The 18,804-nt window shown below is 52.2% G+C and carries 21 protein-coding genes and 1 tRNA gene; 13 read left to right on the top strand and 9 right to left on the bottom strand.

All coding sequences use genetic code 11. From position 1 onward, the window contains the following. The first annotated feature begins 47 nt into the window (after positions 1-47). Positions 48-374: a flagellar biosynthesis anti-sigma factor FlgM gene (gene flgM / locus OR1_RS03425; protein ID WP_052440229.1), complete on the top strand. Its 327-nt coding sequence runs from the start codon at positions 48-50 to the stop codon at positions 372-374. A gap of 117 nt (positions 375-491) precedes the next feature. Continuing rightward, positions 492-566 (top strand) — tRNA-Gly (locus tag OR1_RS03420). A 519-nt stretch (positions 567-1,085) separates the two neighbouring features. Here OR1_RS03420 and OR1_RS03415 read toward each other — a convergent pair. The 9 genes from OR1_RS03415 to OR1_RS23190 all read right to left on the bottom strand — a co-directional run bounded on the left by OR1_RS03415 (position 1,086) and on the right by OR1_RS23190 (position 8,080). Continuing rightward, positions 1,086-1,367, bottom strand: a complete 282-nt coding sequence (locus tag OR1_RS03415; RefSeq protein ID WP_041969941.1) for an HU family DNA-binding protein — start codon at positions 1,365-1,367, stop codon at positions 1,086-1,088. A gap of 120 nt (positions 1,368-1,487) precedes the next feature. Beyond that, positions 1,488-2,957, bottom strand: coding sequence for a Fic family protein (locus tag OR1_RS03410; protein ID WP_162483599.1), 1,470 nt, complete (start codon positions 2,955-2,957; stop codon positions 1,488-1,490). A 459-nt stretch (positions 2,958-3,416) separates the two neighbouring features. Then, complete coding sequence (locus tag OR1_RS03400; protein WP_041969937.1) at positions 3,417-4,304, bottom strand: ParM/StbA family protein; 888 nt, start codon at positions 4,302-4,304, stop codon at positions 3,417-3,419. A gap of 202 nt (positions 4,305-4,506) precedes the next feature. Then, positions 4,507-5,127: a hypothetical protein gene (locus OR1_RS20540; RefSeq protein WP_052440227.1), complete on the bottom strand. Its 621-nt coding sequence runs from the start codon at positions 5,125-5,127 to the stop codon at positions 4,507-4,509. 57 nt (positions 5,128-5,184) lie between these two features. Further along, positions 5,185-5,673 (bottom strand): hypothetical protein, encoded by a 489-nt coding sequence (locus OR1_RS03390; protein WP_152609791.1) that lies wholly within the window; start codon positions 5,671-5,673, stop codon positions 5,185-5,187. A gap of 36 nt (positions 5,674-5,709) precedes the next feature. Then, complete coding sequence (locus OR1_RS03385; protein ID WP_041970060.1) at positions 5,710-6,267, bottom strand: sigma-70 family RNA polymerase sigma factor; 558 nt, start codon at positions 6,265-6,267, stop codon at positions 5,710-5,712. A 194-nt stretch (positions 6,268-6,461) separates the two neighbouring features. Beyond that, positions 6,462-6,779 (bottom strand): hypothetical protein, encoded by a 318-nt coding sequence (locus OR1_RS03380; protein WP_041969936.1) that lies wholly within the window; start codon positions 6,777-6,779, stop codon positions 6,462-6,464. A 243-nt stretch (positions 6,780-7,022) separates the two neighbouring features. Further along, positions 7,023-7,862, bottom strand: a complete 840-nt coding sequence (trfA, locus tag OR1_RS03375; RefSeq protein ID WP_052440226.1) for a plasmid replication initiator TrfA — start codon at positions 7,860-7,862, stop codon at positions 7,023-7,025. A gap of 44 nt (positions 7,863-7,906) precedes the next feature. Further along, positions 7,907-8,080, bottom strand: a complete 174-nt coding sequence (locus OR1_RS23190) for an AlpA family transcriptional regulator (RefSeq protein WP_082002783.1) — start codon at positions 8,078-8,080, stop codon at positions 7,907-7,909. A 280-nt stretch (positions 8,081-8,360) separates the two neighbouring features. Here OR1_RS23190 and OR1_RS03370 point away from each other — a divergent pair, with 280 nt between their 5' ends. From OR1_RS03370 to OR1_RS21920, 11 genes are read left to right on the top strand one after another with little or no spacing between them, the layout of a single operon-like run. Further along, on the top strand, positions 8,361-8,966 hold the full coding sequence (locus OR1_RS03370; protein ID WP_041969935.1) for an OmpA family protein: 606 nt from the start codon (positions 8,361-8,363) through the stop codon (positions 8,964-8,966). Beyond that, entirely contained in the window at positions 8,963-9,715 is a 753-nt protein-coding gene (locus tag OR1_RS03365) for a DsbC family protein (RefSeq protein ID WP_052440225.1), read from the top strand. The genes OR1_RS03370 and OR1_RS03365 overlap by 4 nt, the downstream gene beginning before the upstream one ends. A gap of 51 nt (positions 9,716-9,766) precedes the next feature. After that, complete coding sequence (locus tag OR1_RS03360) at positions 9,767-10,066, top strand: hypothetical protein (RefSeq protein WP_041969933.1); 300 nt, start codon at positions 9,767-9,769, stop codon at positions 10,064-10,066. Positions 10,067-10,124: 58 nt separating this feature from the next. Continuing rightward, positions 10,125-10,391 (top strand): type IV conjugative transfer system protein TraL, encoded by a 267-nt coding sequence (locus OR1_RS03355; protein WP_041969932.1) that lies wholly within the window; start codon positions 10,125-10,127, stop codon positions 10,389-10,391. Between the two features lie 22 nt (positions 10,392-10,413). Continuing rightward, positions 10,414-10,992, top strand: a complete 579-nt coding sequence (locus tag OR1_RS03350) for a type IV conjugative transfer system protein TraE (protein WP_041969930.1) — start codon at positions 10,414-10,416, stop codon at positions 10,990-10,992. Then, positions 10,992-11,927, top strand: a complete 936-nt coding sequence (locus OR1_RS03345; protein ID WP_237754211.1) for a type-F conjugative transfer system secretin TraK — start codon at positions 10,992-10,994, stop codon at positions 11,925-11,927. Before OR1_RS03350 ends, OR1_RS03345 begins: the two co-directional genes overlap by 1 nt. Next, positions 11,917-13,191: a TraB/VirB10 family protein gene (locus OR1_RS03340; RefSeq protein ID WP_041969928.1), complete on the top strand. Its 1,275-nt coding sequence runs from the start codon at positions 11,917-11,919 to the stop codon at positions 13,189-13,191. Before OR1_RS03345 ends, OR1_RS03340 begins: the two co-directional genes overlap by 11 nt. Further along, the gene (traV, locus tag OR1_RS03335; RefSeq protein ID WP_082002782.1) at positions 13,188-13,682 is read left to right on the top strand and encodes a type IV conjugative transfer system lipoprotein TraV; all 495 of its coding nucleotides are present in this window, start codon (positions 13,188-13,190) and stop codon (positions 13,680-13,682) included. The genes OR1_RS03340 and traV overlap by 4 nt, the downstream gene beginning before the upstream one ends. Before the next feature lie 3 nt (positions 13,683-13,685). Continuing rightward, entirely contained in the window at positions 13,686-16,133 is a 2,448-nt protein-coding gene (locus OR1_RS03330; protein ID WP_041969926.1) for a TraC family protein, read from the top strand. Beyond that, the gene (locus tag OR1_RS03325; RefSeq protein ID WP_237754217.1) at positions 16,096-18,093 is read left to right on the top strand and encodes a hypothetical protein; all 1,998 of its coding nucleotides are present in this window, start codon (positions 16,096-16,098) and stop codon (positions 18,091-18,093) included. The genes OR1_RS03330 and OR1_RS03325 overlap by 38 nt, the downstream gene beginning before the upstream one ends. Positions 18,094-18,099: 6 nt before the next feature. Next, entirely contained in the window at positions 18,100-18,792 is a 693-nt protein-coding gene (locus tag OR1_RS21920; RefSeq protein ID WP_041969924.1) for a hypothetical protein, read from the top strand. Positions 18,793-18,804 lie beyond the last annotated feature (12 nt).

The following is an 18,804-nucleotide window of genomic DNA, read 5'->3' as shown; positions in this document are numbered from 1 at the left end:
TTAATGCCGATATTTATTATAATTTATCCCAGCGGAGGTGAGATGGTATGAGGATTGAACCAACCAGTCATCAGGTAAACCCTGCATTCATCCGCGATGAATCGGTCAATCAGATACAGCAACAGCAGCAACCGAACAAGCAGGCAGAACAGTCAACCGGATCGGAAAAATCAGACAAGCTTTCGATCTCCCAGGCTGCCAACAGTATTAACGAAGCAGCATCAGAGCTGAAATCATCGGAACAGTTCCGGGCTGACAAAGTTGCGCAGATAAAAGCCCAGTTGGAATCAAATTCATACGATCCCGGCAGCCGGAATGTTGCTGAGAAGATGATCTCTCAGATCGGCAGTTTCCTGAAAGGGGTATCCGCATAACCCTTTATTTAGGAAAGTTATTTTGGAAAGGCCCGCAATGCGGGCCTTTCTTTTTGGTACCGTATCTTCAAAACTATTGACAACAACCTCGGTTGTAGTTTAAAAATACCACTTCATGCGGGAATAACTCAGTGGTAGAGTGTCAGCTTCCCAAGCTGAAGGTCGAGGGTTCGAATCCCTTTTCCCGCTCCAATAAAATCAAGGGGTTAGACGTCGAGTCTAACCCCTTTTTTATGTCTATCTTGCCCCTTGCATCCGTTTTTGCATCCGTTTGTTTCTGAGACAATAAGAAATAACCTGAGACGTTTTGAACGTTGAAGTGACAGCCATACGTTATTCTGTACGTGTAACCTGCTTGTATTATTAGGCTTATCTGGTGAAACCGACATCACGAAAAGAAATTATTGATATTAACGGCGGGAACGATGGGGGCATTGCTGAAAATAATTCTACCTTCTACTTTACACTTTCGAGCACTTTGCATCCGTTTTTGCATCTGCTTTCTGGATAACGCATTGAATTGATTAAGTTAAATGCGTTATCTAGGACTTGGTTGTTACGGACAGCGCGGATAATGATGCAAGTCTCGCACTGATCACCGAATAAAAAAGTGAGTGAACCCGTAAGTTCACCCACTTTTTTGTTTAAGCGCGACAGTTGTTTATGCTGGATCTGCCGGTCGGTATGAAACCAAAGGGCTTTAACTGCAGCCTATTTCTTCTTAGCCGTCAGATCTTTCAGAGCCTTGCCAGGAGTGAATTTGCCATTGGTTTTGGCCTCAATCTTAATTGACTTACCAGTTTGCGGATTCCTGCCCGTGCGAGCTGCACGGGTCACGGCACTGAAGGTCCCGAAGCCAACAAGAGTCACCTTGTCTCCCGCTTTGATTGCGGCTGTAGTAGCTGCAACGAAACTGTTGAGTGCTTTCTCTGCTTGAGCCTTTGTGAGATCTGCATCTTCCGCAATCATTGCCACGAGTTCAACCTTAGTCATAATCCCTCCGAAAATGTAATTTCCACTGCTTTATATCGCAAAATAACTCGTTGTCTACAATCACTTCAGTATTGCGCTTATGATGTCGGTGATGGCCATGCATCAGGAAGCTGTTGTTTGCTACGTTGAGAGATTGTTCGCGATAAGCAACTTTTTGTCATCCGCCGGATCATCAAAGGCATGGCATTCCTCCATTTGTAATCTGGCTGCACCATAGTCTTCAAAGGAAACATTGAAGACGAACTCCCGTGCAAATGACATGACACTTATGAATGACTCCGGCTGCAGATGATTGGTCAATCGTTTAAGTGAGGCAACATATTCATTCCTGAACACCGAGGGGATGATAATCCGTGTTTCGTCTGCAGCTACCAGCTCAGAATTCATCATAGCCCGTGCTGTTCGTCCGTTTCCATCATCAAAGGGGTGTACCTCAGCAACAAGAAACATTATCAAAAGAGCACGGGCAAACGGGTGCTCAAGTGACTTGTACATTCCAAAGCCTTGCATAAGGGTGCCTTGAACCAGATCGGGATCAACAAAACGGGTGGCACCGGCAAAGTTTGTTTCCTCTTTGAATTGCCCTGGTCTTTTGTCGGGTCGTCCGACCATGATGTCAGTGTGCCTGGCACGCAGAAGTTCAATCAACTCTTCCGCTGTCCCTGGTGTCCGCCGCATGTTTTCCAGGCTGCTTACCACCCGATACGTGCCAAGGATATCGTGTCCGTCAGCAGGCCGTACCGTTGGGATGACTCCCGAATCCACGATTTCCTTGGCTTCGTCTACCTGGAACCGTGTCCCTTCGATATAATTGGAAAAATATGCATCAAAGAAGGCAACAGTGTAAAATGACGGTCCGGAACCGCTATTCGTTGGACAGTATTTATACGGATTAGACGCCAGGACGGACCAGAGCGCTTCCACATGCGCCAGTGCATGCGGATCATAAGGGGCGCCAAGCTGGTGTGCTTTGGCAATCGGGTCGGCGAGTGTGGCTTTACGTGTTCTGAGCAATGTGCCGATAATATCGTCCAGCTCGGCAAACTCTTTCTCCAGTCCCAGTTGTGGCGCAATGAGCCGGGCCTGATCACGCAGCCGGTTGATCGATTTTTCTTTCTCGACGTTCAACTGTTCTGCCAGCCGACGTTCAATCAGTTCGCGAGAAAGGTTTTTCAGCTCGCCACCGCTTCGCTCCCGGGAGGGGGTAAGATTTTCAAGTAGAGCACGGGCACGGGATGACATGAATATTCCCAGCAAGGGGGTATCCCCTTCGACTGGTGGCGGTCCCTTGATTTGAATGAACTTTGTGCCATGAAGTTCGAGAGACCTGGGATATTCTCCGGTGACATACACCCGGCCAGCGGGAGAAACGCGACTTTCAATTGCGGTACGGTTACTCACGACGCATCCCGGCAAAAGCAGGGACAATGCCTGCAACCAGTTCTGTCGAATGATGTACGCGGGGTCGTCACTGACGTTGGTAGTGTAGAGTCGCGGGCCGATTTTGCGAACACGACCAGCCTTGACTTCACGGCTGATTGCCCCCGATGTATTTGAGTCGGAGAGAAACAGCAACGGTAATTTTTTCATGTTTAGCGTCATGGGTAACTCGCAAAATGATGTATTTCGTAATAATAGATACCACGAAACACGGATTTTATAAAGTTAAAGATGTTTTTATAGTTTTAAGCTGTTTGTTCGAAGGTGTGTAGTGTCGTCCTCCCAAACGTCATTCACTCCAAGATACTGTCCAACACGCTACTGCTGTCGATTTGCGGCGTAAATGCAGAATGGGGCTTTGCGCCAACTCGTTGAACCGGTGTGTCCATACATTGTTTATCAGACGGCAAAGGAATAGACGGCGGAGAGGGCTCCGTAGCTGTCTTCCCCTCCATAAGCAAAAGCACTTGGCACCCCTTCTCAGTGGAAAGGAACTGTTTAAGCGCTTCATGGGTGAATGCCGCCTGCTTTCTGTTTTTGCGCAATCGATCAAACGCATTGATGATTGTTGGATCATAGGTGCATAGCTTTATGGAGTATTGGGGCATATTACACACCCTTTCCAAAAGCGAGTGACTGAAACCCTCTGGCATTAGCGTACTCAGGCTCGGGTAGGACAACAACTTCAATGTTTCTCGCTGGCAACCCGTTTTTCAGCAAGGCGGCACCGCCGCCGAATAACAGGACTCGATCAAAGTCCGCGTGCATGCCGACATGAGCCTGCAGTTCCCCCTGAATGTCCCTTATGATGTGCTCAATATATGCAACTCCGGCTTCCTGGATCTCTCTGGTCACGTCGTGTCGTTCAAAGCCGTATTGCAGATACCCTTTTTCGATAAGGAATGCAATTTCGACCGGGGTGAAGGTTCCTGATGGTGCGAGCTCCTTGATCCGGGGAAGGAGAAAGCTGGTTGCCATCTGGTGGACACCACGTTTATTGAGGGTCTTGCCATGAATGATCTGCTTTCGATGCGGCGAGAACAGGGTAAAGATGATGGTATTGAATCCGATGTCGATACCGAGAACATTTCCATCCGGTCGTTCCGGCAGGCCATCCAGATAGTCTCTGAGGCCTCCCAATCCTTGAGGAAACACAGCAACATCCTTGATTGATCCACCGGTCAGTGACTTTGCCAGACCGGGAACCGCCCCTCCTGGCTTATGCTGCTCCTGCCAATAGGAATATGGAAGTCCGACGGCAAGCAGTATGTCTCCTTCTGCTGCAGCTATCTTGTGGCACTGTTCGACAAAGACGGGATAATAGCGAACCAGTTCTTCCATTGTTTTCAGATAGGAAGAGCCGGACGACATCAAGGAGTCCTCTCCCACCAACAGATTGTCACCGTTGTAACTGAACGCGGAGATTATCCTTCCCTTACGATCCCCATAGATCCACTTGGCCGAAGAGAATCCGAGATCACACACCAATACATTCATAACTACCCCCGATATTTTTGTGAGGCATTTACGCCTCCATAATTAATATCTATAGGGGGGGCAGGTTCCGGTGGCGAAAATGGTGTCAAAAATGGCTGCCATTTGGAGGCATCCAATTTTAGCGGCATCTATGGGAGCGAAAAAGTAGCCATAAATGAGCCAATTTGCCGTTATTCTAAGGACGGTGGCTAAAATGCCACCATCAATGAGCCATACCTTCATTCAGTGAATTTGGATTGAGTCGGTTCAACCTCATGATGTACTCCTGCATTCTAAACGCAGATTTAATGGCGTAAAACGCTTCGTCCCAATCTTTTCCTCGTCCTTCGATCATCGGATACTCTGGAACAGTGGCAAAGAATGTTTTGCGCTCGACATCCCAGTCGATTCTGAGCGAAGCCGGCTGGGTGGAGGTTTTTCTTCTCTTTCCCAGGTTGCGCCTTTTGCCGCCAAACATGCTGAAGAATACTTCCGGAAAGTCTCTCTGTAGCGCTATATGAGCTGTGGTCGCAATTCCTTCTCCAGGCGCAGTCTTGAGTTCAGCCGTAGCCGATGCAGGGTCCATTTTCCAGCCAAGGCACCAGCGGCCAAAGGAAAAGCCCTTTTTACGAAATGCCGCTGTCAATCTGGGATCGATTTCATATTGACGCCGGTATTCGCTTCTTGCCATGGCCGGAATATGCCCTGTTTCCCGCAACAAGCTGTGAACGAAATCGACGCTGGTTTTCCTGAGGGCCTTGGTGATCTCCACTACGCTAAAGCCAGCCGAATACGCTTCGATGATCCGGTTGTTGAGTATTTCTTCCAAATCCTCAATTTGCATCATGCCTCCTCGATGTAATACAAACTTTTCTACAAAGACTTTCCTTAGAAAAGTTTGTTATTTGGATTTTTTGACAGATTTCTCCAGACGTTTTTGGGATGACTTCCGTTCAAGAGCCGATAGTGCAAGGAAAAGTTTTCTGGTTTCCCCCCGTCTGTTTCGTAGCATGTTGTAGGCGATCTGACGGATACGCAAGATCTTGAACTCCGGGTATTCGATATGAAAAAACTCGCGGATACGCGTTGATACTTCCATGACTGAAACTCGCGATTTCTGCTTGAACTCATCGGGGAGATAGGAGTTCAGGATGTAGCGCTCAATTTTTCCGAAATTTGGAAAGGCCAGCATGAGAGCTCTCTTGTCGGGTTTGAACGTCATGTTCATCTGGGCCACATACCATTCGCTGGACCAGATTTGACAGAGGACTGACAAAGTGTGCTGATCCGAGTCGGTCAACGGCTCTGATATCAGGCCATCGTCGACCAATCGTTTAAGAGCTTTCTGTGATACCGGTTGAAATGTTGCTACTGCTTCCTCCAACTTCATTGGTGACCTCCTGTGCTCTTTGTTGCTGAAAAATCGTTAGGCGAAACGCTGGGGATCAATGGCACCGCTGCTGACCAGAGCCTTGATGCGCTCCATTGCCCTGCTGAGAATATCGCGCACGTTTGAAACGACGCATCCCAAGCGTTCGGCAATCTCGTAGTTTGAGAGCTTCCCTTCCATCCCGATTCCCAGCGACAGATAGAGAACCTGCTGCTCTTTTTCGGTGAGGAGATGACAGATTGAATTGTAGATTGCCTCTGTATTCGGCTGTTTTTGTCTGCCTTTAGTCTGTTTGCCGGATATAGCTGTGAGATCCTCGGTACACAGATGGGAGGGAATTGAGTTTGACCCGTGAGTCAGTATGTCCGGAGAAGGAGTTATGACGCTTATCTGGCTGCGGAATACCTTCCAGAAGGCAGCCTCAAAGCGAATGTGCTTCTGTTTGCTGCGCACTGCTGCAATCATTGCCGCCTCAAATGCTTCTTGCATGTAGTCGCATTCTTCGTAAGGAGAGAATTTTCGGTATTTAGCGATATAGCCTTTGATTACTGGCTGATGGTCCTTTACCCATGCAGCCGCTTGCTGAAAGTCCATGATTGAACCCTCCAGATAAAAAAAGCCGGCCACGGAGTCGTGCTCCGATGACCGGCTTTGCCAGTGCCCAATGCTTTGAGCCTGGCCGTGCCAGAATGAAATTTCGATTCAGCAACCAGATACGGCTTACGTGCCGAATCCAGACGCGATACCACCCAGTTGGTGTGGCTTTTTCAGGAAATAAGAATCAGCGGTTATTTCAACCTGATTCCCAGACATGCTGCTATGCGGATAATGTCCTGCTTTGATGCCGATTTACGAAGATGATCCTCAACTTTTCTGCGTAGCTTTATGGTATCCATCTCCGCTATGATCCTCACCCCGCATACCTGAATTGAGCCGTCCTCAGTCAGCGACACCGCACCGTTTGCATACGCTTGTCCAATTACGGTGAGATTCGGAGTCCCTTTATTAAGGACAAATGAGCCTTCGGAATAGACAACGGTCTGGCCTGATCTGCGCAGGTACGAAACCACGGTTTTCATTGCTTCATCCGGAAATGGGCAGTTCATCGATATTCCTTCCTGTCAATCTGACGCCTCTTATTGGTTAAATAATGGTTAAAAGATGATTAGCCGGGTGTTGATAACCCCGTAACCAAACGATTGTTTTCTGGAAATGGAAACATGGCGGTCGGTCATAAGTCATGAGTGCGGTCGGTCTAAAGTCAGTATTATGGTCGGCCATAAGTCAGTACCGGTCGGCCAAAGGTCAATAGGGGGTCGGTCATAAGTCAATGTCAGGTCGGTCATAGGTCAATACCTCCGGGTAACCACGACAAGTTCATTCTTAAATTCCCACGCTTCCAGAAAACCAACCTCCTTCAGAAGATCGAGGGCCTTCTTCAATTCCGCCTTGAAGTGCTTTGCTTTCATCCCGGAACCGCACAGCTTCAACAAGGTCTCGATCTTGACCGGATACGGTTTGCGATGACTCGCCCAGTAGCCGAAAAGCTTTGAAGCAATTCCGTCCGGCAATAACCGCCTGGTCTCCCAAGCCACCCTGGTCAGAAATTCTTCGTCGAACAGCAACTGCATTTCCTTGCCAACCCAGACCTGCCAGCGTGAAAGGTTTTCATCCCGGTCGTTTTTCGACATGAACTTTTGAATCAGTGAGATGCTGATGAAGCACTGCAGGCGCTTCGACTGGATGCGCAGCGCCGTCGCCTGCATACGACTGAGACACGTTCGCAGCCGTTCATAATTCTGCCCCTTGATAGGCCAGCCGAGAGCCTTGATGAATGAATAAGGAGTGAACTCAACACACTCCCCCAACGGGATCTTCTTGATCAGATGCATGAGATGCATCCAGACAAGCTCATCATCCTGACGCAGTTCTTCGCCACGGTAGATAACCTGGCCATCTCCGATCACGGCTATTTCAGCCTCCTTCATGAACACGCGAGAAAGATTCCTGTTACGGCAGGTGAAAAGTGCCGAACGCAATATTTCGTTCGGCATTGCCCTTTGTCCGTCTGGCCATTCGGGAAGATATTTGGGCCTGGCGGCAAGGCTTGCCAATATCTGCTCGAAGGAATCAGGCACACAGGAGTTTTTGGCGTCTGTAAACAGTTGTGGTTGTGATTCGTCATGCAAACGCTACCTCCCGGATCAGGTTCGCTCTTGTTCTCTGAGGTGCCTTACTCACTTTTTCTTGCCTCCAGCCAGGATTCAAGATCTTCACGGCGCCACCGTTTGCAGCCCATGAGTACAACCGGTTTCGGAAAATTTTGGTGTCTCAGCATTCTCCAGAGTGTTGCTCGCGATACGTTCATGATCTCCATCAGGTCACGCTGCCTCAAAAGAGCTTCCATTGCCTTTCCTCCGTTCGTGATGTTTCTCCTTGTTCAATAAATCTATAAAGGGGGCAGGTTTGACCGGGCCACTGGAAGAAAAATGATCCATAACATTTCAAATATATTGATGATTATTTTGTTTTAACTATATCGGCTCCTAGATTAGACAACTTACAGTTCCCGCTGTTTCATACCGATTCCCCAATGCCCTCCCTGCCGCTCTCTGGTTTTCAGGCCATACCGACCAACCTGCCCCCCCTATAGATTATTTCTATGAAGAGCTCGTTTAGGAGGGCCTATGCAGGTGAAATCATGGAGCATCGCCACGCTTGTTCTGCTTGTCCCGTTGGCAAGCCATGCCTCAGACATTCGACAGAGACCTTTCAGCTATTCGCTGGAAAGCGTGACAGCAAAGGCAGATGACCAATTCGTGGTCTGCTCAGACTGTTCAGATAATCGACTCTCCATGATGCCCATGACGCCAAAACTGGCCCTGCGCATGACCACTCCACTCAAGCTGGATGCCCCTGATACGCGTGAAGTGCAACTAGCCCAGAACAATAAGGGTGATGCCGTCGTTACGCTGGCACGCCTCGATCCCATTCAGTTCGATTTCAACAGCGCCAAGTTATCAGGGCATGAACGTGAGAGGCTAAACGGACTCCTGACGGAACTGCCGAGAAACAGCACATTCGATCTGACTGGGTACACCTGCACGGTTGGAAGTAGTGACTACAACGAGGGGTTGTCGATCAGGAGGGCGAATCACGTAGCCGGAATATTTAAGGCTAATGGCCTGAATGTGGGGACCGTTGAAGGAAAAGGCAAGTGCTGCCCCATTTCCATCGAGAAGCGTCTTAACCGGAGGGTAGAGATTCTGGAACATCGAAAGGAGGAGAAGTGAAGCGGAGAAATGACAGGAGAATTACGGTTGGCGCTCTGATGCTGCTTCTCGTGGCAGCGGCGGGGTTCTCAATGGCAAGTGATGATGTGGGAACCGAGAAAGAGAACTTGATGAAAACTTTTCCGAATCTGCGAGTTGACTCCTTCAGGGAATCGCCGCTCAAGGGCCTGTATGAGATCACTGCAGGAGAACAGGTTTTTTACTTCAGCCCTGAAGGGTACCTCTTCTTCGGTGAGATCTGGACAAAGGAAGGCAAAAACCTGACCGCCGAGATGCGGGAGAAGGTTGCTGCAGAACGGATCAAGAATCTCCCCCTTGATAAGGCCTTAAAAATCGGCAACGGCCCAAAGAAGGTTATCGAATTTACCGATCCTGACTGTCCCTATTGCCGCAAGGTCGACAACCTTCTCTCAAAGCGAACTGATGTGACCCGTTACGTCTATTTCCTCCCCCTACGCAAAATTCACCCCGATGCCGAGAAGAAGGCCCGTTACATCCTGGCGCAACCGAACAGAGACAAGGCATTCCACGACGTATTTGCTGGAGCCTTGGACGGAAAACCGATCTCCGTAACCGATGGCACTCAGCAACAACAGTTGGAGGAAATGGAAAAGATTGCGACAGGGCTTGGTGTACGAGGAACACCGGCACTCTGGATCGAAGGTGCTCACGTGAATGGTGCAGACATCCAACGGATAACCGGGTTGCTGGACAAGGGAAAGGAGGTGAGTAAGCAGGAATCGCGCTGAATCTCGCTGTACACAGTCTGACCATCACACCAGAGCACAAAGGAGAAATGAATGCACAAGCGGAAAGTACTTCTGATGGCCGTCGTCGCGATGATCGTGACGCTGGCGGCATCACAGGCCATGGCCCTCGTCGCCCCGGTAGCCGGATCATTCGGATTCGAGGCCTATGACTTCTTCATCAACAACATCCTCAAGGGTCCATTTGGCGCCATTGCCGGAGTCCTGTCGATCATCGCCGGTGTCGTCGTCATGATCCAGCAGAAGATGGTCCCGGCAGTCCTCTGCATTCTGGGAGGGGTACTTGTCATCAACTCGGACAAGATCGTCACCTCCCTCGGAATGATCATCTGACCTCAACCGGGGGGGCATATGCCCCCCCTGGCATCTTGCAGTCCTATGGAGACAACACGTGATCCGGAAGTTTCCCCAATACCTGACGCAGCCGTTTCAGGTCCTCTGGTTCGAGCCCGACGACCTGGCAATCATGACGGCGAGTTTTATCTTCGCCCAGCAGTTCGGGGGGTATTTCTGGCTGGTGATGATCGTCGTGCCGTGGGCGTATAGCCGTTTCAAGCGGCAGTACCCGCGTGGCTTCCTGCGCCATATCCTCTATTTCATCGGCCTGGCCCCGATGAAAGGCTACCCGCAGTTTTTTGAAAGAGATTTTCTGGAATGACCACTACAGCTGGAGTGAAGAAGTGAACCTCGACATATTTCTACAGAAAAGTTCCAACATATTTGCCGAAAACCGGCTGCTCAAATTCGTTGTCGTGGTGATTGGCATTGCTGTTGTCATCAACACCGCCGGACTGTTCATGGCTTTGAACAGCCAGCGGGTGATTCTCGTGCCGCCAACCATCAATTCGAAGATCTCAGTTTCAGGCGACAAAGCATCGGATGAATACCTCAAGGAATTCACTCGTTACATTCTCAATCTGGCTCTTACCTACAATCCGGTCAATGCCCGGTCGCAGTTCAGTGAGCTGCTGGCTGTCTACGATCCCGCCGAGTTCCAGTCATCCCGTAAGGAGCTGTACGAGCTGGCGGATAAAATTGAAAACACCAAGGCGGCAAGCGCCTTTTATATCCACTCGATCATCAACAATGCCGAGAAGCGGCGTCTGGAAGTCACCGGCACCAAGAAGACCTACATGGTGGACCAGAAGGCTGAAGACGTCCAGAAGGTCTACCTCATCGAATACCGCTTCGAGAACGGAAAATTTATCCTGGTGCGGCTCTATGAGAAGCCTGCACTGGGCGAGAATAAGGGGGCTTGATGCGCACGATTGCTTTATTGGCCGCATTGTTGGTGCCGGCGTTGGTACACGCGACAGATCTAGGCGGTATCCAGAAACAGAAGGTTACCACAATTGAACAGGTTGCCGAGAAACCCACCGATGGAGAATTCCCCACCATCGTCCTTCCGGAAGCAACTACGAGCATCAGGCTGTCCAGTTCGGACATGAACCGCATTTCCTGCCCGGCTGATATCCGCGAAGCGCTGACTTCCACCGAGAAGGGGCTCACCATCAAGATCACCGGCAAGGATGCCTTTGTGAAATTCAAGGTAACCAAGAAAGGCGACAAGTTTGCCTATGCAACCACTCCGACCGAACTGTATGTCGTCTGCGGCGACGAGACCTTCAGCATGATCGTCTTCCCGCAGCGCATCCCCTCCCAGACGATTCGCCTGACTTCTGGCAAGGAGCGGAAGATCAAGGAGAACATCTCCCTCAACGCCGGTCTGCCGTTCGAGAAAAAGCTGCTCAAGGCCATCCGGGACGTCTACACCGAAAACATCCCCGACTCCTACAGCGTCAGCAGAAAGGAGAAGCGCTTCTCCTCATACCGGGAAATCTTCCTGACCCTTAAACGGGTCGTGGATATCGAAGGAGAAGGCCTCCGGATCAAGGAGTATGAAGCGTCCCTTCGTGGCGAGACCACCGAGTTCAAATTGAACGAGAAGATGTTTTTGAAAACGGAACTGGTGGAAAACCCGGTCGCAATATCCCTTGAGCGTCACATCCTTCGTGCCGGTGATACCTCACGGCTCTACGTCGTGGAGCAGCGGGCGGAAAACCATGGCTTACAAAAACTGGCCGGTGATCTGCCGGTTATGGAGGGTGCCAGACAAGGTGTCCCGGCAAAACAGTCAGTGAATGCCAAGGATCGTCCAGCAGAAGTGAATCAGGAGACAGACGATGAAAAATAGGCTGCTCTCCATCTGGAACAATCTAAATGGGAACCAGCGCCGTCTGGTTGTCTGGATCGGTGGCGGCTGTGCCTTTCTGGCGGTCTTCTTTTTCGGGAACATGGCCATGAATCGGGGGAAAAACCAGTTGCCGGCAAAAGGTGCAAAGCAGACCACGTTGGATATTGAGCCAAAGCTCCTGGAAAAATCCCAGTTCCTCGAAAGCCAGAAAGAGATTTCCAAACGTGATGACAAGGTTGCCGAGCTCCAAAAGAGGCTCGACGAAATTACCCGTGAGAAAAGTGGCCAAGTCGTAACACCGCCACAGTCGGCAGGTGCAGCGGCTACCGTTCCGGCTGATCCTCGCATCACGGCGAGCACACAGCTGCCGGGGCAGTCACCAAAAGCAGGTTTCCCCAAAGCTTTGAACAGTAAGCAGCCGTTGCCGCCACCACCGCCAATGCCGCAAGGCAGCATGCCACTCCCTCCACTTCCTTCCACAACGCAAGGCATGCCGGCAGGACAGCCGCCATCTCCATCCGAGACTGAGATCGGCGACATCGCTATCGTCACCCATTCTGGGTCGGGCAAGTCCAGCAAGATCGAAGCAGAGGATAAAAAAAAAGACACCGCAGCCGCTTCGGTTTATCTGCCTCCTTCCTTTATGGAGGCGACCCTGTTGAGTGGCTTGGACGCCCCCACAACTTCGGAAGCCAAAGGTAATCCAGTGCCGGTGCTGCTCAGGGTCAAAACTCCGGCGGTCCTCCCCAACAGCGTCAAGGCAAACCTCAAGGGGTGTTTCGTGATTGCTGACGGCAAAGGGAACCTGGCAACCGAACGGGCGGAACTGCTGCTGGTATCCCTGTCATGTCTCGACCGCAAGGGGCAAGCGGTTGTCGATCAAAAGGTCAAAGGTTTCGTTGTCGATGAAGACGGCAAGATCGGCCTGCGGGGGCGGGTCGTGGCCAAGATGGGCTCCATGATTGCCAGAAGCATGCTGGCTGGCTTCTTCGGCGGCGCCGGTGACGCCATCAAAGCATCAGCTACAACCATGTCCGTAAGCCCTCTCGGAACCACCCAGACGGTTGATCCCAAAGACATCGCCATGTCCGGAGTTGGGTCCGGCCTGTCGAGTGGCTTCAAGGAGATCCAGAAGTTCTACATGGAACTGGCCAGACAGACCATGCCGGTTATCGAGGTCGGAGCCACGAAGCCGGTGACCCTGGTCATCAGTGAGGGGATCAATCTGGAGATCAAGAAGATTGCCAAGGGAGGCAGAAAGTGAAGAAGGCTCTGATTGCCATAGGAATGTTGAGTATGAGCGGCTGTGCTCTGTTCAACCCATATGAAAGCAGTTTCAGCTGTCCGGAAAGCTACAACGGCAAGTGCGTCTCAGTGCAGACAGCATACAGCGAATCAGCCACTGGATCGCTTAAGACCAAAGTAACCCCAGAGGGTAGTACAGCTGAAGAGTGCGGCTCCGAGAATAGTGCTGCCGGTGCCTGTCCTGACGGGAAGAAGGATATGTCGTTAAATCCTGCGTCGAAAGAGAACGGCACCTACAACAGGTATCGCACTGCACTTTTCGACAAGTTCAGTGGCCTCCTGAAAGAGCCGGTCACGCCGGTCGTTGCGCCGCCCAAGACCATGCGGGTGCTGATGTTGCCATACACCGGCCAGGACAATGAGTTCTACATGCTGCGCTACGTGTATTTCTTCGTTGACGAACCACGCTGGCTTCTGGGCGATACCGTCTCGTCCGGCGAAGAGGAGTAGCGCATGGGCATCATGTCATCACTTTTCGGCAAAGATGGCGGAATCACCCAGGGGGAACTGCGGAGGCTGTCACAACGGGAGAAGTTTTCCGACTATCTCCCCTGGATTGCCTATGAACAAAAGAAGCAGATCTACCTGAATACCGACAACACCTTCGGCATGATGTGGGAGTGCGCTCCCCTGGCCTTTGCCAGCGAAACCAGCATCAAAACCCTGGAGGGTCTCTTCCGCGTCAACTTGCCCGAAGGTTCGATCATGCAGTTCATTCTCTTTGCAGATCCGTTCGTGAAACCTGTTGTTGATGCCTATGGTTCGCTGAAGACCCGTGACAGCAAACTGGTGCGTGATGTTTCAGACAACGTCTCGCGCTTCTTTCAGGAGGGAGTGGAAGGTCTCGATTGCTTGAGCGGCATTCCGGTCCGTAACTTCAGGATGTTTTTCACGGTCAAGTTCCCGGTTAAGGAAAACGGACAGGTGAACCTGGAGGAAGTCTTCGGCACGATCCAGGAGGTTTTGCGAGGCGCAGGCCTTTCGCCGGTTGTAGTCAGACCGGGAAGGCTGCTGGACTGGATGCGGCGGATGCTGAACGAAGATCCTTCCAGCAACTCCAGCCACTATGACGAACGGAATATCATCCGCAAACAGGTTCTGCTCGGCACAAAAGTCGAGAAACACTTTAGCTCTCTCAAGTTTGACAACCGGCACTTCCGCTGTGTGACGCCCAAATCGTTCCCCCTGAATGGCGACCCGATCCAGACCAACCAACTCTTCGGCGGGATCATGGGGATGGCGACCGACTCCGACCAGATCCGGACACCGTTCTTTTTCACCCTGAACATTGTGCTGCGCAATCAGAAGAACAAGCTGCACACCAAGTGCAACCTGGTTCTGCAGCAGCAGGGAGTCGGCAGTTTCGCTCCTTCGCTCTCCCGCAAGAAAGACGAATACCTCTGGGCGGTTGATGAACTGGAACGGGGCACCAAGTTCTACCGGATCATCCCGATCATGTGGGTGTACGGCAGCGATGAGTGGCTGGTGAACGAATCAGTGACCAGGGCCAAGCGAGTTTGGGAAGGCCAGGGTTATGTGATGCAGGAAGATAAGGGGATACTTCCCATCCTGTTCATCTCATCCCTGCCGTTTGGTCTCTATGACAGCGGCAGCAACATCGATACCCTTGACCGTGACCATATCATGCCGGTGGACAGCATCGCCGTGACGTTACCGGTACAGGGGGACTTCTCCGGTCTGGGCAAACCGGTAATGCTCTTTGCCGGGCGCAAGGGAAATCTGTTCGGCCTCGACATCTTCAACAAAGGGGTCAACAACCACAACGCCATGGTCTGCGCCTCCAGCGGCGCCGGTAAAAGCTTCTTCATCAATTACCTGGTCTACAACTACTTTGCCATGAAGTCGAAGATCCGGATCATCGACATCGGCGGTTCCTACAAGAAGATGACCAAGCTTTTCGGCGCCCGTTATCTGGACTTCAGCGAAGATTCCCCGGTCTGCCTGAACCCCTTCACTAACATCATTGATCCCGAGTACGACATCCCGGTTATCGCTCCCATTGTTGCCCAGATGGTCTTTTCCACCGGCAAGACCATCCCCAGCGAGACCGAGATGACCCTGATCAAAGGCGCAGTGCGCTGGGCCTGGCAGCAGGAAGGGAATAATGCCGGCATCGACACTGTTCACGAGTATCTGTTCAATTTCGACCGCTACTCCTCGGAAGGGGGCGAAATCAAGGAGGCCGCCTCTCGCCTGGCCTTCAACCTGGCCGACTTCAAGAGTGATGGCGCCTTTGGCCGCTTCTTCAACGGCAGAAGCAGCCTCGATATTTCCAATGACGAGTTCGTGGTGCTGGAACTGGAGCATCTCAAGTCCCGCAAGGAACTGTTCCGCGTCGTCACTCTCCAGGTGATCAACGCCGTCACCCAGGATCTCTACCTTTCGGACAAGTCGGATCAGCGGCTGATCGTATTCGATGAGGCCTGGCAATTTCTTGGGGAGAGTTCGACCCTGAAGGAGGTCATCGAGGAAGGGTATCGTCGTGCCCGGAAATACGGCGGTAGCTTCACCATCATCACTCAGTCGGTGCTCGACATGAAGCTCTTCGGCGGGGTTGGCGATGTCATCAGGAACAATTCGGCCTTCAAATTCTATCTGGAGTCGTCTGACTTCGAAAAGGCGCTGGACGAGAAGCTGATGGACTACGACGAATTCACCATGCGGATTCTGAAATCCACCAAGAGCAACAAGCCGAAGTATTCGGAGATCTTCATGGACACGCCCTTCGGCGTCGGTATCGGCAGACTGGCCGTCGACCCGTTTTCCTACTACGTCTTCACGTCGGATGCGACCGAGATCGCCGAAATTGAGGCAATGGTCGATGGCGGAGTGAGTTATGAGGATGCAATCCGTGAGATGGTCAAGAAATACCGCAGCTAGTCTGCTGGTGTCAGCGCTGCTGGGAAGTTCATCAGCCCTAGCTGTCGACGGGAAAACCGCCGGTCAGGATGCTGGCAAGTCAGCGCTGTCCCGGTTTGGCAGTAAGAACGCCATCAACAGCAATATTTCATTGCCGATGACCAATTCCTCGAACCTTATGCAGACCGTGAACGGCGCCACAAGCTTCCCGGCAACACTAACCGCACCTTCCTCGGCAAAATTCCTGGAAGTGTTTATCCAGCCGTCCGGTACCGGTGACCTGCAGCAGGTGATCGTAAGTCAGGATCTCAATACCGATGGGACTATCGACAACGCCCATACCGTGCCGGCGCTCGTCTCAGGGGTTTGTGCCAACGGGTACATCTCCTGCAATGCCGGCAGTTGGTCCAACTGCAGATACTACACCTGGACTGCCGATACGGATGGTCGGGTTTCTGAAGCCCCGGCCTCCATTACCGACCTTGGCGGTTGCTACTGCATCAACAGCAGTTGTGGCAGTAACCTGGTCTGGGTCAACAGCGCCATTGTGCTCAAAGATATCGGCGGTGGCATCGTCAATGCCGTTCATACCAGCAACACGTCATTCACCATTACCAGCGTCAATACCGACATCACTACCATCACCTATTACGGGCAGGTGACCACTCAGACGAATAACGCCGCCTCAAGTGTCGCTGCCTTTGCCTCCTCGCCAACGGTATCCACCTTGACCGGCTATTACACCAACTGGCCACAGTTGACAGCCGCCCGGGATGCAGCTGCCACCTCCCAGACCTCCGATCCGAGCAGCTTCTACTACCTGATTTCCAACTCGGGTGCAGCACGGCAGGCCCAGGGAAAGGCAAGTGTCTGTACCGTTGACCGTGCAGGCAGGGTCGATACCACTGTCACGTCGTTCAACGACTCTGGTCCCGGTCAGGTTTGCACCGATCATCTGATCTACATGCGTGTCCACAAGGTCGATGATTTGACCTATCGCCTGCAATATCTGGATACCGGACCTGGAGGACCGGGAGCCGCCCACAACAACTGCAATGACAATCCGGGAGGTGACGGCTGGCACACCTACAAGAGCGTCGCAGTTTCGGCCCCGGACCCCGCCAAACTGGGAAAGCTGATGTCCGCTACTTTCAATATCAACAACATGGGTGGCCCTGGCTGTTCCACCGCGTCGGCGTCGGTGGACGGAATCATCAACGGCTTCGATACATCCGTTCAGGTCGGGATGTCATGTCCAGCTGGGGGCGCCCAAGGGCCAACCTTCAACTGGAGTTATTTCTTCGACTATAAGGAGGACCAGTACACGGAATCGGTGGAGGACAGGTGCACAACGCTGGCGAATGACCCGGACTGCCGGTTGAAGGATGAGGAGATCGACAATGTCGTGACCAACCAGAACTTCAATCCGACCGGTCTCAACCAGCTCCCTTCGTGCAAGCCGTTCACAGGCCAGGTGGGAACAAACAACATCTGCCGCGACTGGTGGCATAAGAAGCGTACCTATGTCTGCGGCAGTCAGCAGTACGACTTCTCCGATGTGACAACCCGCTTCGGCCAAGTTGTTTCATCTTCCAGCGACAACACGGCAAATCTGACCTTCCAGGACCCGCGTCTCGGTCCCACGGGATGGACGGTCGCCAATGGCAGCATCAACCTGCCGCAACGGGACCCGGCAACAGAATGCGAGGTGGCCTGCAAGACCCGCATCGCCAAGATCGATACTCAGGTGACGACGACCGGGAATGTCACCGACATGCGTGTTCCCGCCCAGTCCTATGACATTTTCTATAAGACCTGCATCGACAACAGCTGCCCGGCTGATCCCGGAGAAGAGATCGTCATCGATTGCCAGTGCATCAACGAGTTCGCCGAGGCTGCCACGGTCATCCAGACACTCCGGCTGGCGGGCAAGGACAACATCTGTTCCAGCGGACAGAAACAGCCGATGCAGTCGAGGTAAGACCTGATGCTATTCCGTGTTGCCTATTCAGTGCTTTATTCTGTTCTCCTGCTCTCCCTCTCCGGGGTGACCACTACGGCGCAGGCCGTTGTCAGTTGCCAGGATACAATCACCACGGGAACCACTTACCGCTATATAGACGCGCTGTCGTTCTTCACCGAGTACAACGGCAAGACCTACGCCATAGCCAAATCAGCCGTCAGCGGCAGTCAGTCGCTTCCGGACAGCTATTTCGACTTTGCGGCCAACATCAGCCGGGAATACCTGATGACCGGTACTGATACGGCTTCGCTCAAGCGGATGCTTGCCTTGGGCCAGTTCGGCGCTGCCAAGCCGGTTAGTATCGGCAGCCAGCAGACGCTGGACTTCTTACTCAAGCGCTACGGTGCGTATCTCGGTGCGTCATCTGCTGCGAAGAGCACTTATATCGACGCCTGGAAGGAATTCGGCCCTGGCGGATTTACCACTCTTGACGGTATGGGACTATCCTTTACGAACTGGCCGGCTGCCGGTGCTTACACCGGCCAGGACCCGCAGGCAGTTGTCATGGGGAGTGACGGTGTCTGGACCAGCGGTCTTGATGGCGCACGTACTTCCCAGATCGTGGAATTTACCGGCAAGCTCGATTGTGCGCTTTCCTATGTCGATCCCGGCACGATCACCCCCCCGACCTCCGCCACCTCCGCCTCCGCCGCCTGACCCTAATGCCAT

The sequence above is a fragment of the Geobacter sp. OR-1 genome, from assembly GCF_000813145.1.
In the GTDB taxonomy this organism is placed as follows: Bacteria; Desulfobacterota; Desulfuromonadia; order Geobacterales; family DSM-12255; genus Geoanaerobacter.
This window is presented reverse-complemented; position numbering and strand designations above follow the sequence as displayed.